The sequence below is a fragment of the Microcoleus sp. T3_A4 genome (assembly GCF_036700465.1).
Lineage (GTDB): Bacteria > Cyanobacteriota > Cyanobacteriia > Cyanobacteriales > Microcoleaceae > Microcoleus.
In genome coordinates this window covers 13,905-29,703 of record NZ_JAUBOY010000026.1, presented here as the reverse complement: position 1 = coordinate 29,703, position 15,799 = coordinate 13,905, and the positions used below count along the sequence as shown (strand labels likewise).

Genomic DNA, 15,799 nt, shown 5'->3' with positions numbered 1-15,799 from the left:
TTCCCCTTACCCAAAAGATGTTTAAAAACTATAAAATTATCGATGCCGATGCTCACGTTTACGAACCCCACAGCATTTGGGAAGAATATCTCGAACCAGCTTTCAAGCACTTTGCTCCTTCGCCAGACATGAAAATTCAAGGAGAACCGATTATTAATAAGTTCTCCGAGCAATATCTACGTCAATGGGCAAAACCGTTTTTGGAAGTCGAGCCCCTGGCTGGTGCTGACCCCCAAATTCAGGTGCAAGCAATGATGGAGATGGGGGTTGATGTGGCATTTATTTATCCCACATCCCTGCTGTTTATCACTGCGGTAAATACTATGGCACCTAAATTGGTGGGTGCTTTTGTGCGAGCTTATAATAATTGGTTGCGAGATTTCTGTAGTTTTAATCCCCAAATACTCAAAGGTGTGGGCAGCATTAATCTTCACGATCCAGAAGAGATGGTGCCAGAATTGCTCCGCATCGTTAATTTTGGCTGGAAAGCAGTCTTTTTGCGTCCTAATCCCGTAAAAGGGCGACTACTGAGCGATCGCGCCTACGAGCCATTTTGGACGAAGTGCGAGGAGTTGGAAATCGCCGTAGGCATTCACGAGGGAACTCCTAGCCGTCTGCCTACTGCTGGGGCCGATCGCTTTAATACTCGCTTTGCCTTACGTGCCTGTTCCCATCCGATGGAACAAATGATGGCTTTGCTAACATTGATTGAAGGTGGTGTACTGGAACGCCATCCCCAACTCAAAGTTGGCTTTTTGGAGTCAGGATGCGGGTGGTTGCCCTACTGGTTGTGGCGGCTCGATCGAGAATACGAGAGTTCGCGCTGGGAAGTGGCAGATCGTGTGAAGATGAAGCCCTCCGAGTATTTCCGCCGTCAGTGTTTTGTTTCTATTGAGCCTTCGGAGCCACACTTATCTCAAGTTATTGAGTATATCGGCTCGGATAACGTCCTCTTTGGTTCTGATTATCCTCATGGAGAATACGAATCGGATATTGTCGAGCAAGTAGTTGCTCTTGAGGGACAACTGCCCCAGGGAACTGTAGAAAAGATTTTGTGGGAAAATCCGGCTCGTTTCTACGGGATCAGTTGAATGTCATTCAAACCTAACCGCCCAACTCCCTTCTCCTAAATAAATATGTTCAACGAACCCTTTCCCGTTCCCGAAGTCGATGAGCGTATACTGTTCGATCTAAGTTGCTCTAGAATCATCGGGCCAGTAATAACATTAGCGCAAGAAATCAATCTATTTAAGCTGATAGACGAAGCACCGCAAACAATTGAAGATGCTGCCAAAAACCTCAAAATCACACCTATAATCTCTGAAGCTTTCATGGCAGTTCTGGCCGCATTTGGATTACTCGAAAGACAGAAAGATGGACGGTTTGGCCTGACAAAGGTAGCAAAAACATACATGATTCCAGATAGCCCATTTTACTATACGGGGTTTTGCCCTCCCCATGAATGGTATCTGGATCTGCTTCGCATGAAATTAATGGGTGGCGCTCAACCACCAATGCCGATGGCGGTGGCGATGAATCAGCACAAAATTGAGATGGTGCACAGCTTCATCGATCGGATGCACATGATGATACTGCCAACCGCAGCAAACTTAGCCAAACAACCTGTGTTCGGTCAAATATCGCATATTCTTGATGTGGGAGGTGGTTCGGGAGCGCTGGCGATCGCGATCGCAGCATTTAATCCGCAGATTCAATGCACGGTTATGGATCTTGAGCCTGTATGCGAGATTGCACAAAAAAATATTGCCAAATATGGCTTAGAAAAACAGATTACTACCGTTGCGCGAGATATGTTTGAAGATGCGTGGCCTGGAGAACCTGACGGTATTCTATTTGGCAATGTTTTTCACGATTGGGATTTAGAACATTGCTATTTGCTGGCTCAACGAGCATTCGATGTACTTAAATCGGGCGGGAAAGTGTTGTTGCATGAAATGCCTTTGCATGACACAAAAGATGGGCCGCTCACAGTCGCCTGTTTGTCAGCCATATTACTGATGTATGAGAAAGGTAAGCAGTATACTTTAAAGGAAATAGAAGAAATCTTATCCTCAGTAGGGTTTATTGATTTTCAGTCAATACCAACTCATGCTTATTATCATCTGATTAGTGCTAAAAAACCATAATTTTTGTTTGTATTTTTAGTTGAGAAAAATCTTAAGTATGAAAATTCTTTCTAATTACCAAATTATCGCCCAAATTTTTGAAAGCTCGAATTCGCTAGTTTATCGAGCAAATCGCCGCCATGACAATCAACCTGTTATTCTCAAGGTTCTCAAGGAAGATTATCCTACCCCTGCGGAGCTAACCAGATATAAGCAAGAGTATGAAATTACTCGTTCCTTGAATATAGATGGAGTGATTAGAGCTTATGATTTGCAAAAATATCAGAATACACTAGCAATAGTTTTAGAAGACTTTGGAGGTGAATCCTTAGACATTATCCTGAGAGATAGAAAACTTAGCTTGCCTGAATTTCTTTCTATTGCTATTAAAATAACGAAGACTTTAGGTGAAATCCATGCTGTTAATGTTATCCACAAAGATATCAATCCTGCCAATATTGTTTGGAATTTTCAAACAGATATCCTGAAAATTATTGATTTTGGCATTTCTACACTATTTACGCGGGAAAATCCCACAATTAAAAACCCAAATATTCTCGAAGGCACACTGGCTTATATGTCGCCCGAACAAACAGGCCGGATGAATCGGGCCCTCGACTACACTACAGACTTTTACTCTCTGGGGGCGACATTTTATCGAATACTAACTGGTTATTTACCTTTCGATACAAGCGATGCTTTGGAATTAGTACACTGCCACATTGCCAAACAGCCTCTACCGCCTCACGAACTCGATCCCAATATACCCAAAGTTGTTTCTAACCTGATTGTGAAATTGTTAGCGAAAACCGCGGAGGAACGCTACCAGAGTGCCTTTGGCATCGCTGCAGATATGGAAGAATGCCTCAGACAGTTTCAGCTATGCGGAGAAATTGCAGATTTTCCGCTAGCACAACAAGATTTTTCTGACAGGTTAAGTATACCGCAGAAACTTTACGGTAGAGAGCGAGAAATTGAGACATTATTATCAAACTTTGCGCGGATAGCCTCAGCAAACAGCTCTGAAGAACAGACACGAAAGTGCGTTGAGATGGTACTCGTTTCCGGCTATTCTGGCATCGGTAAGTCTGTGCTGGTACAGGAACTCTACAAGCCAATTACAGCTCGGCGAGGCTATTTTATTTCTGGTAAGTTCGAGCAGTTACAGCGCAATATTCCCTACTCTGCAATTGCTGCTGCTTTTCGCTCTCTCATACAGCAAATTTTAGCTGAAGATGAAGCACAGCTATCAGAATGGCGTGAAAAACTACTGGCAGCATTTGCCTCTAATGGTCAAGCCATCGTTGACGTGATTCCTGAAGTAGAACTAATAGTTGGGCCTCAACCTCCGATTCAGCAACTGGAGCCGATGGAGGCGCAAAATCGGTTTAACTTGGTGTTTCAAAAATTTGTTAGGGTGTTTTGCCAAAGCTCACATCCACTGGTCATTTTTTTGGATGACTTACAGTGGGCAGACGCAGCTAGTTTAAAGTCTATCGAATTAATGTTGACTGATGAGCAGATGAAATATTTGCTCCTGATTGGTGCTTATCGAGACAATGAAGTTAGCCCCACCCACCCTTCAATCTTAACCCTCAATCGTTTAGAAAAAGAGGGAGTTATTCTCAATAGGACAACATTAGCCCCCTTAGCTGCTCCTCACATCGCTCAATTGATTGCCGATACTCTCCACAGCAATCTAGAACTGGTAGAGCCGCTAACTGAGTTAATTTATCGCAAAACATCAGGTAATCCTTTCTTCGTCAATGAATTTCTTAAAACTATATATCAAGAAAATTTATTAAAGTTTGATTGGCAACAGCGTTGTTGGGTCTGGGATATCCCGCAAATCGAGGCTTTAGGTATCACAGAAAATGTTGTGGATTTGCTGATAGACAAATTAAAAAAACTACCTGATGCGCCTCAGCAAGCATTGCTTCTGGCTGCTTGTATTGGGAATAGCTTCGATCTGAAAACTCTTTCTATAGTCTGTGAAAAATCCCTGACAGATACATTTGTAGATTTACTACCTGCTATTCAGTCCGGGCTGATTCAACCGGCTTCATCGCTAGAAACTACCTTGAACAATCCCCTCGATGCCTCTTTGGTTATCCTGAATTATAAGTTTCAACACGATCGCGTCCAGCAAGTCGCCTATACCTTGATTGATGACAATCACAAGCAAACGGTTCATCTTAAAATTGGCAGGTTGTTACTTGCAAGTACACTTTCAGATGCACAAGAAGAAAATATTTTTGCTATAGTCGATCATCTTAATAAAGGAAAAAACTTGATTGCCAGCAAGGCTGAAAAAGTGCATCTGAGTCAATTGAATCTCAAGGCAGGTTATAAAGCCAAAGAATCTACTGCATATACGGCTGCTAGAGAATATTTTATATCGGCAAAGCAATTTTTTCCTGGAAATATATGGAAAGGGAAAAATAATTATAAAATGGCTGTGGATTTATATAAAAGCCTAGCCCAGGTTGAATATCTCAATAGCAACTTTCAAGAGTCAGAATTGCTTATAGAATTGGCTATTAATAGAGTGAAGTCAGCGCTAGAACGCTCGGAATTATATTATTTGCTAATCGAACTATATACCATGCAGGGCAAATACTTGGAGGCGATTCACATCGGTCGAACAGCTTTAGCGCAATTGGGTATCGACTTTCCAGATCGCGACTTTGACAAAGCTGTTGAAGCTGAATTAGCTAAGTTTAGCGAAAGTTTAGGAAAACGAGAAGTTGCTTCGCTGATTGACAATCCAGAAATGGAAGACCCGATCAAGCAGATGGCCTTAGAGCTATTGATAAAAATGCAACCCCCAGCATACTTAGGCGCTCCAGAGCTTTCCGGTGTCGTAATGAGTAAATCTGCCAATCTGAGCGTTGAATACGGTCATACATCCAAATCGGCAATTAGCTACAGTATATTTGGTGCATTCCAAGCAATATTAGGAAACTATCAGTTAAGTTACGAACTCACGTTGTTAGGATATCAGTTAAGTAAAAAGTTCGATGATTTATATTCTTTAAGCGAAACAGCTAATGCTCTTGCCAATTTTTCTTTATCATGGGTTAAGCACATCAAGCAAACTGAAAGTCTTAACGCAGAATCAATTGAGGCTGGGTTACAGTCAGGTATGCTTCAATTTGCTGGCTTTAGCATGACTCATACTTTATTAAATGGAATTTACCAAGGCAAAAATCTATCTTTACTTCCTCAAGAGGCATCTGACATTCTCCCTTTTTGCCAAAAAACCAAAAACCAATGGTCTGTTGATTGTACCTTGGGACAGAAAATAATCTTACAAAACCTGCTCGGACAAACGCAAGATAAAGTTGATTTTGGTGGCGATGAGATTCAGGAATCCGACTATCTAAATCCAGAGGAAGTTAGCCGAACCCCAAACGCAATCTGCTATTATTACATTTTCAAGGCTCAAGTTCTCTATTTATATGGCGAGTTGCAATTAGCGTTAGCATCGATAGCCAAGGCGCGAGAATTATCAGCGTTTATTTCTGGCACTATTCAAGCTTCTACTTACAACTTTTATTATTCCCTGATTTTAGCTGCACTCCATCCATCTGTTTCTCCAGAAGAGCAACAAGAATACTGGACTCAAATCGAGGCTAACCAAACGCAAATGCAAAACTGGGCAAATAATTGCCCGGAAAATTTTCTACATAAATATCTTTTAGTCGCCGCAGAAATGACCAGAATATCGGGTAAGTGGTATGAAGCGAGCGATTTATACGATCGAGCGATTAAATTGGCTAAAGAAAATGAGTTTATTCAAGATGAAGCACTCGCCAACGAACTAGCCGCCAAGTTTTGGTTTGCCGAAGAAAAATCTGAGTTCGCCCAAATTTATTTAAAAAAAGCATACCAAGGTTATCAAATTTGGGGAGCAAAACGCAAAGTAGAAGATTTAGATGAAAAATATCTCCAGTGGCTTGGTTCAACCAAAACAGATACTCAAAATACCAAGAATCCGATTACCACAACAGGTGAAAAATCAGGCGAAGCGCTAGATTTTGCCGCAGTAATGAAAGCATCCCAAGCTATCTCCGGTGAAATCGTTCTCGAACAATTGTTAAACCAGGTGATGAAAACTGTGATTGAAAACGCAGGGGCCCAAAAAGGTTTTCTCATTCTGGATCAAGGTGGGAGTTGGGCGATTGAAGCCGAAGCAGCAGTAGAATGCGATCGTATTACCATTATGCAATCCATTCCCGTAGATTCCGTAGATCCTGCAACTGGAATTCCCCTGCTGTCAACCGCCATAGTTAACTACGTCGCTCGCAGCCACGAAAATGTAGTATTAAATAACGCCACAGATGAAGGACAATTTACCCGCGACTCTTACATTACCGCTACTCAACCCAAATCGATCCTCTGCACTCCCCTACTCAATCAAGGCAAACTCGGTGGTATTCTCTACTTAGAAAATAATTTGGCGATCGGCGCATTTACCTCGGAAAGAGTGGAAACTTTAAAAATCATTGCGGCTCAAGCTGCGATCTCGATTGAAAATGCAACTCTCTACGAAAAATTAGAAGATTACAACCGAACTTTAGAGCAAAAAGTAGAAGATCGCACCGCACAATTAGCCCAAGCTAATGCAGAAATATTGGTTTTGAACGATCGGCTCAAAGTAGAAAACCTTCGCATGAGTGCCGAACTAGACGTAACCCGCCGCCTGCAACAGATGATTTTGCCTCAACAGCAGGAATTAGAGTCTATTGAAGGGCTAGAAATTGCTGCATTCATGGAACCCGCTGATGAAGTTGGCGGCGACTACTACGACGTACTAAATTACGGCGGTAAAGCCACAATTGGCATCGGCGATGTGACAGGACACGGTTTAGAAAGCGGCGTGTTAATGATTATGGCGCAAACAGCAATTCGCACTTTGTTGGTTCACAATGAAACCGACCCAGTTAAATTATTGCAGACAGTCAACCAAACGCTTTTTGACAACGTAGAGCGCATCAATTGCGGTAAAAGTATGAGCCTTTCTTTGCTGGAATATCGGGGGGACAACATCCTGCGTTTGAGCGGACAGCACGAAGAGGTGATTGTCGTGCGTTCCAGTGGCGAAGTAGAGCGGATTGATACGATGGAGTTAGGCTTTCCCATGGCCTTGGAACCAGATATTGCCGATTTCATTGCTACTACTGAAATACAGTTAAATTCCGGGGATGTTGTCGTACTCTACACAGATGGAATTACCGAAGCTTTTGATATGAATCAAAAGGAATACGGTATTGAGCCAATGATTGAACTTGTTGCCCTTAACAGGGAAAAGTCAACAGCAGAAATCAAGCAAGCTATTATTGACGACGTGCGGCGATACATCGGGGAGCAAAAAGTATTTGATGACATTACTTTGGTAGTAATTAAACAGAAGTAAGTATGGGAGAATTTAGTAGTCCGACTGTCCGACAGTCCGACAGGGAATGAATTCCCTGCCTTAAAGTTAAAGTCCTCTAAAGAGGACTAATGAGTTTAAAAATTTTTATTGTAATATCGTTTGCGGTTGGGTGGGAATGATAAAGTCAAGGTCGCGCAATTCCACATTCCCCCACTCCCCGCTCCCCATCATAAGGAGTGTAACCGGAATTGATATCAGTCCTCATAGCGAGGACTTTAGCTATTAGACAGGGGTTTCAACCCCTGGCGGACTGCCGGGTAGGCGGGAGGATTGATGGACTAAAAGCTTAAGTTGACACCAATTGGCAATGCCGTTTTCCTACACCCAAATAATCAAGAACACTTAATGAGAGATGTAATTCTCACGCGATTAATTGTAGGGAAACGGCACTGCCGTGTCCTGATTGGGGGTAATATTAATTCCGATGCAACCGGATTTGATATAATTACTCATCTTGTAAGCATTTTTGCTTGACCCGCCCTAGAACTTACCAATGAATAGTATAACCTAAATTGGGCGATCGCTAATAGTTTACAAACCGGATATCGGCACAAAATCGTAACCGTAACTGGTGCGATTTCCGGGTTTAACAGTTACTAACTGAACTACTCGATTACGATCGCCCGAAGGTAAAAACCGAATTGGCCCCGATGCTCCATTTGCCGAAAAATCTGACGCCGATAAAGTTTGTTGAATGCCTGTACGAGTCGGATTGCGCCCTAAACCGACAATTAAGGCGATCGCCGCATCATAGGCTAAAGCTGTGCGCCAACTTACTTCAGCATTCCACAGTTGTTTGGATGTTTGGGGAAAGTTTGACTGCGGATCTGCGAGAATGTGCCAAGGAACAGCTAGCACCATATCTGTTGCTGCTGCGCCACCGATTTGCAGTGTTTTAGCAGTATAAGCATCGTCTCCTGCTAGTAACGGCAGCCGTTTGGCGTTTACTTGCACTACTTGCAAAGCTTGGTCGAGCGTGGCTGAATTGGATGCTAACATAATCACTTCTGCTCCTTGGGCGATCGCACTTTTAACGCTCTCGGCAGCATTAAAATTGCCATTAGCAAAGTCAAATTCGCCTACTATTTGTCCTCCATCTCCGTAAACAGCCGTCGTGAATTCATCTTTTAAAGATTTGCTGTAACTGCTGGCAGAATTGAAAAATACAGCAGCTTTTTGCTTTTGCAATTTCCCCACCATATAGCGGGAAAGAGCATTAGCCGCAAACCGATCGCTCGGCACTGTCCGAAATATATTTTTGGCAACTCCTGAAAGCTGCACCGACGTACTTGTCGGAGAAATTGCTACTAATTGTTTTTGCTGGTAAATCTTGCTGGCTGCTAGCGTTGTATCTGAACCAAAATGCCCGATTACTCCTAAAATTTCCGAGTTATTTGCTAAAGCACTGGCAATTTGTGTGGCAATTTCTGGGTTGTTGTCATCGTTAGCAATTACCACTTTTAATGAAGTACCGCTAATGCCACCGCTTTGGTTAATTTCATTTTGAGCTTGAGCTACGCCCCGCAGAATTTCTTGAGCAGCATTGATATCGCCACCAATGGGAACTGCGGCGGCAATTGTGTAGGATTTCTGATCGCCGATGCGGGCGTTGTTGAGGTAAATTAGTGCTTCGGGATCGTTGCGATTCGTTTTCAGCGAAGCTTGTAAGTCGGAAATAGCTGCGTTATAGTTGCCAGATGCGATCGCCTGTACTGCTGCTTGTTTAGTTGTTGTGGCTTGCTCTGCTGGAAGTAACAGTTTTTCGCCAGCACTCAGACGCTGCCCAATTGCCTGCTCTGATTGCGGCGAATTACCCGTCGCCGAGTTGGGAAAAGTCTGATTTTGGGGTGATAAACCCCCGACATTGATGCTGCCTCGGCTTGTCAGCCACCAAATACCTGCACCGGCTAGCCCGATCGTAATTAGGAGCGATAATACCAGAACAGCGGTTTCGTTTTTTTGGGACATAATTTTACCTTTTTAGATTTTTGAAATAACGAAGTCATTAGTCATTAGTTATTAGGAGGGAGTCAAAAACATTGACCAAGGAGAAAAAGTGATTTTAACTTGGCGATCCCGAATTGATGTAGGGTGCGTCAGATAGAGTGATTGGATCTATCAATTGATGCTTTCGGAGCTGAGGCATCCTGCAAGCCTAAAATCCAGTAGTCACTATTCCCTTATTATATGCGATCGCCCGGATCTGATATAATTCAGTAACATTGGCATAGTCAAATCCGGGCTATCGCACTCTTTAGTCTGAATGCTTTCAAGGTGGTTCCACCAGAAAAGTGCAGGAATTTGTATAAGTTACCGCTTCAAAGATTAGTGAACCCTACCCTGCAAGAGCGCCACTTCCTCCATTCCAAATGTAGTTATGCAGGCAAGAAATGATAACTGGTGGATTAGATAAAACGCTGAGTGTTGGAACTGAATTATACAATCTGACGTGAGTAAACCTGAGAACTACCTTGAAAAACACTTAGGGGGTAACTCTTCAGTCCTGTATTTAGTTAAAAATTTTTACGTTAAAGTTGGCTATATATCATAAACATTTGAAAAAAAGCTTTTCTTAATCATATCTTTATTTTTCTCCGCGAGGGGGACAGGGAGGGAGGCTGTAACAGCAAAGGGTTCGGTAAAATAATTAAAGTTTGTTGAAATTTATAAAAATAGCTGCAATACTTTGTAATGTAAAGAGGAAAGTTGAAAAATATCTAAAGACAAACTAATTGGATTGCGATGTCGCTAAGGTAGTATATATGACGGTTTGTCACAGAAAAAGAGTGTTAAGCTCCGCTAAGCTCAGCAAAAGTAAAAGCTCGCTATTTCATTAAGTTCGATCGATAACAAAGGCTAAGGTAAATTCCATGGCAAACTCAGTTTTCAATCAGCCAAACGCAGCAGCAGGAGTGCAGTGGCAGCCACAAGATATTATCCGCGGTCTAGTGTGGAAAATTGCGATCGCAACCTGGCTGTTAATGGCTGTAGGCAGCGCCACGCGAGTCATGAATGCGGGGCTCGCTTGCCCCGACTGGCCGCTGTGCTACGGTCAATTAATACCCGCAGCGCAAATGAATTTGCAGGTATTTCTGGAGTGGTTTCACCGATTGGACGCAGCGGCAATTGGCTTGAGCGCGATCGCACTTTTAGGACTATCTTTGTTTTACCGCAGCCGCCTGCCAAAATGGCTGCCTTGGGCGAGCGCCGGAGCACTATTTTTAATCGTTTTTCAAGGCGTATTGGGCGGCTTGACAGTAACACAACTGCTGAGATTTGACATCGTTACCGCTCACTTGGGAACAGCTTTACTGTTTTTTGGCGCCCTGCTAGTCATCGGTTTCATGCTGACTCCCTACGAAGCTACAGGAAATGTCGGCAAATTAGCTTGGGTAAGTTCGATCGCAGCATTGTTAGTTTACCTGCAAAGTTTGCTAGGCGCATTAGTAGGCTCTAGATGGGCGCTGCACCAATGTTTGGATTCCTCAGAATTGTGCTCGGTAATGAACAGCCACATCGCCGGTATCGTACCAGCTACAGCAGCGACTTTAGCCTTAGCAGTCATGGCTTGGCGACAGCCTGCACTGAGTCCAAACTTGCGAAAACTGGCTAACTGGGCGAGTGTTTGCCTCCTTGCTCAATTAGTTCTGGGATTAGCAACTTTCCGGCTGCACCTTCAGGTAGAACCGCTGACAGTCGCCCACCAAGCAGTCGGTGCTGCTTTGCTGGGAACCCTGATAGCTTTTAGTGTTTTAGCTTGGCGCGATCGAGTTTTATCAGCTTGAGAGATCAGACTAAAGTAAGAGGCGGCGGGTTTATGAATCCTTGTAGCTACACCAAATATATCTCGTAAAACCCGCCACTCCAACCTAATGACTAATGACGAATTCGCAAATAATTACTAACAGCTTACAACCGATGCAAGAAATCCTTACCAACGACAGCCCCCGCCTCCACGAAAACTTTTCGCAAGTGGTGAAAAGTTACTATCAACTAACAAAACCCAGAATTATTTTACTACTGCTAATAACAACCTCAGCAGGAATGTGGATGGCCGCCAAAGGAGAAGTCGATCCGCTATTGCTGGTATCCACTATTACCGGAGGTGCTTTAGCTTCTGCGTCGGCGAATACGATTAATTGTGTCTACGACAGTGACATCGATTATATTATGGAGCGCACCCGGTGGCGACCGATTCCTTCCGGGCGTGTCAAGAAGCGGGATGCTTTGATATTTGCGATCGCCCTAGCTACAATATCCTTTACATTGCTCACAGTTGTTGCCAACTTATTAGCCGCATTGCTAGCGATGTCAGGCATCGTTTTCTATGTCCTAATTTACACCCACTGGCTGAAGCGTCACAGCGTGCAAAACATCGTCATCGGCGGTGCAGCAGGGGCGATTCCCCCGCTAGTTGGGTGGGCTGCGGTTACGGGAGATTTGAGTTGGGGTGCGTGGCTGCTGTTTGGGATTATATTCCTGTGGACACCGCCGCATTTTTGGGCATTAGCAATGATGATTCGCGATGAATACAAAGAAGTAGGCGTCCCGATGTTACCTGTAATTGAGGGCGACGAAGAGACAGCCCGCCAAATTTGGATTTACACGCTATTGATGATTCCTGCAACTTTGCTGCTAGTTTATCCCCTGCATTTAGCGGGCGCGTTGTATGCGGGAACAGCTATTTTCCTGGGTGCTATTTTTGCCCAAAAAGCTTGGTTGCTGTTGCAGACTCCAGAGGATAAGATTGTTGCGCGATCGCTCTTCAAATACTCTATTCTGTATCTGATGCTATTGTGCGCGGGAATAGTCGTTGACAGTTTGCCTGTGACTCATAATTTTACTACTGCTGTTGTACAAAATGTGCAAACTTTGATTAGTGCAGTTGTGATGTAGTCTGCTTTTAGAACCCCGGCTTCTTGAAGAAGTCGGGGCTCTCGGTATTTAGCTATTTTTCAAGTATTTACCCAAAAACTCTAACTGGTTCACCATTTCCTCTGCTGTCTTATTAGCAGTTAGTTCCATAATGACTCTAACTTGCTCGCCCACGGAATAGTCTTGTGAGATCAGCGCAATGCCAGCATGAGATTCCTCTCTGCCAAGGAACTCAGTATGTAACTGACAGAAGTCTCCAATATTGTGACTGTACAAAACTCTGTTTTGACTGGCAGCTAGCCGAAGTTGTTCTTCGTCGATTAATCCTTCTGTTTGAGTTTCGTTGACTGTGGTTACATCGACTTGACGTGCCCGTAATGCCCGTAGTAGGGACTGATCCTGGGAGTCTTCATCTAGGTAAAGCCTAATCTCACTCATGCTTCTTTACCAAAGTTGCTGTACAAAGCTTCAAGACGCTTGGCTTCTGCTGCTTGATTAATCAAATCAGTTTCAATTTCTTGGGTGTTGGCATGATAGTAAGTTAATGCAGCGTAGACTTCGGCGAGGGTGAGATGTCCGATGCGATCGCAAATCTCTTCAGCATTCAATCCTCGCTTGTACCAGGTTACAATCCGGCGAACGGTAACGCCTTTACCGACGATGTGGGGACATCCACCATGCAGTCCGGGAGTGCGTGTAATGAGCGTACCAATGTCAATAGATACTGCTGTGGTCATAAACTATGGAAGTTTGAAGGGACTGATCTCTATTACAGCATAGCGATCGCAGAATTAGATCGCGGCGTGAGTTTCGGGCGATAAATGAAGTAAGCTAAAGACAAAGATTTTAAACAATTTTAAGCAATGCCAGCATCCGTTGCTTATCTGTTTGACAGAATCACAGTGAACCCAAGACAATGTGGCGGTCGTCCCTGCATCCGGGGAATGCGGATTCGAGTCATCGATATCCTAGAGTTGCTGGCTGCGGGTGAGCAAATTTTTAAGTTTATTGAAGAATTTCCCGACTTGGAAATTGACTATATTAAAGCTACGCTTCTGTATGCAGTCCGCAAGCTCGATCGTCCTGTTTTAGCCGCATGACAATTTGGTTGAATTTTCATCGAACGGCAGCAATTGCTATGTGAATTAGTGCCACTTTTGGTGACATACATCAGCGATCGATCGGCGGTATTTTTCTCTTCTATTGGGTATTGTACCGCAACTGCGATACAATTATAAGTTCGACTGCTAGATTTTCGTAAACTCGTAATCAGTTGATATATTTCGGGAATGTCTGAAAAAACTCTGCTAAGTGAAATTGTTCATTGTCCCCATGCACGAGAGTGTCAAGAAGATCTTTCTGTTGAAAATCCATGTCGTAAAATTGTTGACTCTCAAAATGCAATTGGGTTAGAAAAATTTCAAGTGCCTGAACCTTGGAGTGGACAGATAGAGCAAGCACCCATTCTCTTCCTGAGTTCAAATCCATCAATTGGCTCTGATGAAGATTACCCAACTTGGGATTGGTCATGTAGCGAAGTACACGATTATTTCAATTACCGTTTTGGAGGAGGACGTAAGCACTGGATCGTTGATGGTACAAAATCCTTGCTAAAAGACGGGAAATATAGTCGCTCTACTCGATTTTGGGCAGCGGTTAGACAACGTGCGATTGAGCTACTTCAACGGAACGTTAGTCCAGGCATTGATTATGCGCTTACCGAGATAGTGCATTGTAAGTCTCGTGCCGAAACTGGTGTAGAAGAATCACAGGAGCAATGTGTGGAAGCCTACTTGTTGAGAGTTTTAGAACTAGCAAGAGCAAAAGTGATAGTGGTACTGGGGGCACGCGCAAAGCAAGTGATTCAAAGCCAATTCAATATCTCTACAGCAAATTCAATATCCGAGTTCGTTGAGATAGGGAATCGTGAAAGATTTTTTGCTTTTCTCCCCCATCCAAATGCTCGGACCCACCGTTCTTTTGCTAAGTGTTTACAGGGTGATGAACTTGAAAAGTTACGCGCTTTTTTGCGGTAGCATCAAAATACGGCAAGAGATGCGCGCACTCGAACAACGCCAATGCACCCGACCGTCGAGATCCTGTCGGTGGCAGTCTGAGGTAATTTGCGGCGGGTGATTGGCAACGTTAGACCGCTAAATCTGAGTTGGGTAGTGGCTTGAATGTATCTATCAAATTCCAACCCAAAGGTGAATGTCATGCAAGCTAAACTTCAAGAACAACTTTCTCCTGATGCCGAAGTTATTTTGGGACGTTTGCCAGAACGAATTAAAGCTGCTCTAATTGCGCGTCCTGCGAAAATTGAATATCCGATCGCCATTTCGATCGCCAGTTTTCTCGACACAGAAGCATTAGCTTTCGTAGATTGCAAACCAGGACGCGGGCAGTAAAATCGAGAAGTCCCAGGCGATGAAGTTTTTGATAAGGTGAAAGCCCGATCGCTAAAATGATGAATAGATGTTGCTGCCAAGATAACCATGACCACCATCACCCTCAACCTCTCTCCCGAACTCGAACACCAGATCCGCACTGAAGCGTCTCGACAAGGCGTTGAACCCGATCGCTACATCCTCAACACCCTGCAAGAACGCCTCCAGCCTAGACTTCCAACCACCCAACCTACAGAAGCCGACTTGCTGCAACAAATTAACATCGGCTTTAGTGCACAAACCTGGGAAGAATACCATGCCCTCATCGCCAAGCGTCATGCCGAAACCCTGACTCCCGAAGAACACAAGCAACTGATCCAAATGAGCTCGCGCCTTGAACAACTCAATGTTGCCCGCATTCAAGCCTTAATTCAACTCGCAACCTTCCGCAACCAACCTCTGACGGAGCTCATGCAAACCCTCGGCATCAATCCTCAACCCGATATCGTTGATTATGCCTGAATCCCGCCTCACACAGCAGCAACGACAATTCATTAAACAACGCGCCAATGGTTGCTGCGAGTATTGTCTCAGTCAAGCTAAATTCTCTCCAGATCCCTTCTCCATTGAACACATTATCCCTCGCTCCAAAGGTGGCATCAGTGATTTGGATAATCTGGCGATCGCAGCTCATGGGTGCAACAATTTCAAATACAGTCATAGTGAGGCGATCGACCCCGTTACAGGTGGCTCCGTCCCACTTTATCATCCTCGACAGGATAACTGGAGCGAACACTTTACTTGGAGCAGCGATTCGACTCAAATGTTGGGTTTAACACCGACTGGACGCGCTACCATCGATCGGCTGCAACTCAACCGAGAAGGAGTAGTCAATCTTCGAGGAGTCCTGCATTCTATCGCCCTACATCCACCTCACAATGATTCGTAATTGAATATCCGATCGCAGCGAC

Annotated in this window: 13 protein-coding genes; 10 read left to right on the top strand and 3 right to left on the bottom strand. The window is 44.0% G+C overall.

What is annotated here, in order from left to right; translation table 11 throughout:
* Window positions 1–17: 17 nt before the first annotated feature.
* From QUA07_RS15970 to QUA07_RS15960, 3 genes are read left to right on the top strand one after another with little or no spacing between them, the layout of a single operon-like run.
* Window positions 18–1,091, top strand: coding sequence for an amidohydrolase family protein (locus tag QUA07_RS15970; protein WP_333326699.1), 1,074 nt, complete (start codon window positions 18–20; stop codon window positions 1,089–1,091).
* A gap of 45 nt (window positions 1,092–1,136) precedes the next feature.
* Window positions 1,137–2,147, top strand: coding sequence for a methyltransferase (locus QUA07_RS15965; protein WP_333326697.1), 1,011 nt, complete (start codon window positions 1,137–1,139; stop codon window positions 2,145–2,147).
* Between the two features lie 37 nt (window positions 2,148–2,184).
* Window positions 2,185–7,545 carry an AAA family ATPase gene (locus QUA07_RS15960; RefSeq protein ID WP_333326695.1) on the top strand — a complete coding sequence of 1,787 codons (5,361 nt, stop codon included), beginning with the start codon at window positions 2,185–2,187 and terminating at the stop codon, window positions 7,543–7,545.
* A 552-nt stretch (window positions 7,546–8,097) separates the two neighbouring features.
* Here QUA07_RS15960 and QUA07_RS15955 read toward each other — a convergent pair.
* The gene (locus QUA07_RS15955) at window positions 8,098–9,534 is read right to left on the bottom strand and encodes an ABC transporter substrate-binding protein (protein ID WP_333326693.1); all 1,437 of its coding nucleotides are present in this window, start codon (window positions 9,532–9,534) and stop codon (window positions 8,098–8,100) included.
* Window positions 9,535–10,436: 902 nt separating this feature from the next.
* Between QUA07_RS15955 and QUA07_RS15950 the strand changes: the two genes are divergently transcribed.
* Entirely contained in the window at window positions 10,437–11,351 is a 915-nt protein-coding gene (locus QUA07_RS15950; RefSeq protein WP_333326691.1) for a heme A synthase, read from the top strand.
* 133 nt (window positions 11,352–11,484) lie between these two features.
* Window positions 11,485–12,462 (top strand): heme o synthase, encoded by a 978-nt coding sequence (locus QUA07_RS15945; RefSeq protein WP_333326796.1) that lies wholly within the window; start codon window positions 11,485–11,487, stop codon window positions 12,460–12,462.
* Between the two features lie 48 nt (window positions 12,463–12,510).
* On the opposite strand, the gene QUA07_RS15940 is transcribed toward QUA07_RS15945, so the two are convergent.
* Entirely contained in the window at window positions 12,511–12,879 is a 369-nt protein-coding gene (locus QUA07_RS15940; RefSeq protein ID WP_333113410.1) for a DUF5615 family PIN-like protein, read from the bottom strand.
* Complete coding sequence (locus QUA07_RS15935; RefSeq protein WP_333326689.1) at window positions 12,876–13,178, bottom strand: DUF433 domain-containing protein; 303 nt, start codon at window positions 13,176–13,178, stop codon at window positions 12,876–12,878. The genes QUA07_RS15940 and QUA07_RS15935 overlap by 4 nt, the downstream gene beginning before the upstream one ends.
* A gap of 126 nt (window positions 13,179–13,304) precedes the next feature.
* On the opposite strand from QUA07_RS15935, the gene QUA07_RS15930 reads away from it, so the two are divergent.
* From QUA07_RS15930 to QUA07_RS15910, 5 genes are all read left to right on the top strand, one after another.
* The gene (locus QUA07_RS15930) at window positions 13,305–13,541 is read left to right on the top strand and encodes a DUF433 domain-containing protein (RefSeq protein ID WP_333297618.1); all 237 of its coding nucleotides are present in this window, start codon (window positions 13,305–13,307) and stop codon (window positions 13,539–13,541) included.
* A gap of 189 nt (window positions 13,542–13,730) precedes the next feature.
* Window positions 13,731–14,477 (top strand): uracil-DNA glycosylase family protein, encoded by a 747-nt coding sequence (locus tag QUA07_RS15925; protein WP_332997913.1) that lies wholly within the window; start codon window positions 13,731–13,733, stop codon window positions 14,475–14,477.
* Between the two features lie 180 nt (window positions 14,478–14,657).
* Window positions 14,658–14,849 (top strand): hypothetical protein, encoded by a 192-nt coding sequence (locus QUA07_RS15920; protein ID WP_333326687.1) that lies wholly within the window; start codon window positions 14,658–14,660, stop codon window positions 14,847–14,849.
* 87 nt (window positions 14,850–14,936) lie between these two features.
* Window positions 14,937–15,350 (top strand): hypothetical protein, encoded by a 414-nt coding sequence (locus QUA07_RS15915; protein ID WP_333326684.1) that lies wholly within the window; start codon window positions 14,937–14,939, stop codon window positions 15,348–15,350.
* Window positions 15,343–15,777, top strand: a complete 435-nt coding sequence (locus QUA07_RS15910) for an HNH endonuclease signature motif containing protein (protein WP_333326682.1) — start codon at window positions 15,343–15,345, stop codon at window positions 15,775–15,777. The genes QUA07_RS15915 and QUA07_RS15910 overlap by 8 nt, the downstream gene beginning before the upstream one ends.
* The last annotated feature ends 22 nt before the right edge of the window (window positions 15,778–15,799 follow it).

Bases quoted from the DNA above. Each gene is read 5' to 3' on its own strand.
- QUA07_RS15970 (WP_333326699.1), top strand. From the start codon at position 18: ATGTTTAAAAACTATAAAATTATCGATGCCGATGCTCACGTTTACGAA.
- QUA07_RS15965 (WP_333326697.1), top strand. From the start codon at position 1,137: ATGTTCAACGAACCCTTTCCCGTTCCCGAAGTCGATGAGCGTATACTG.
- QUA07_RS15960 (WP_333326695.1), top strand. From the start codon at position 2,185: ATGAAAATTCTTTCTAATTACCAAATTATCGCCCAAATTTTTGAAAGC.
- QUA07_RS15955 (WP_333326693.1), bottom strand. From the start codon at position 9,534: ATGTCCCAAAAAAACGAAACCGCTGTTCTGGTATTATCGCTCCTAATT.
- QUA07_RS15950 (WP_333326691.1), top strand. From the start codon at position 10,437: ATGGCAAACTCAGTTTTCAATCAGCCAAACGCAGCAGCAGGAGTGCAG.
- QUA07_RS15945 (WP_333326796.1), top strand. From the start codon at position 11,485: ATGCAAGAAATCCTTACCAACGACAGCCCCCGCCTCCACGAAAACTTT.
- QUA07_RS15940 (WP_333113410.1), bottom strand. From the start codon at position 12,879: ATGAGTGAGATTAGGCTTTACCTAGATGAAGACTCCCAGGATCAGTCC.
- QUA07_RS15935 (WP_333326689.1), bottom strand. From the start codon at position 13,178: ATGACCACAGCAGTATCTATTGACATTGGTACGCTCATTACACGCACT.
- QUA07_RS15930 (WP_333297618.1), top strand. From the start codon at position 13,305: ATGCCAGCATCCGTTGCTTATCTGTTTGACAGAATCACAGTGAACCCA.
- QUA07_RS15925 (WP_332997913.1), top strand. From the start codon at position 13,731: ATGTCTGAAAAAACTCTGCTAAGTGAAATTGTTCATTGTCCCCATGCA.
- QUA07_RS15920 (WP_333326687.1), top strand. From the start codon at position 14,658: ATGCAAGCTAAACTTCAAGAACAACTTTCTCCTGATGCCGAAGTTATT.
- QUA07_RS15915 (WP_333326684.1), top strand. From the start codon at position 14,937: ATGACCACCATCACCCTCAACCTCTCTCCCGAACTCGAACACCAGATC.
- QUA07_RS15910 (WP_333326682.1), top strand. From the start codon at position 15,343: ATGCCTGAATCCCGCCTCACACAGCAGCAACGACAATTCATTAAACAA.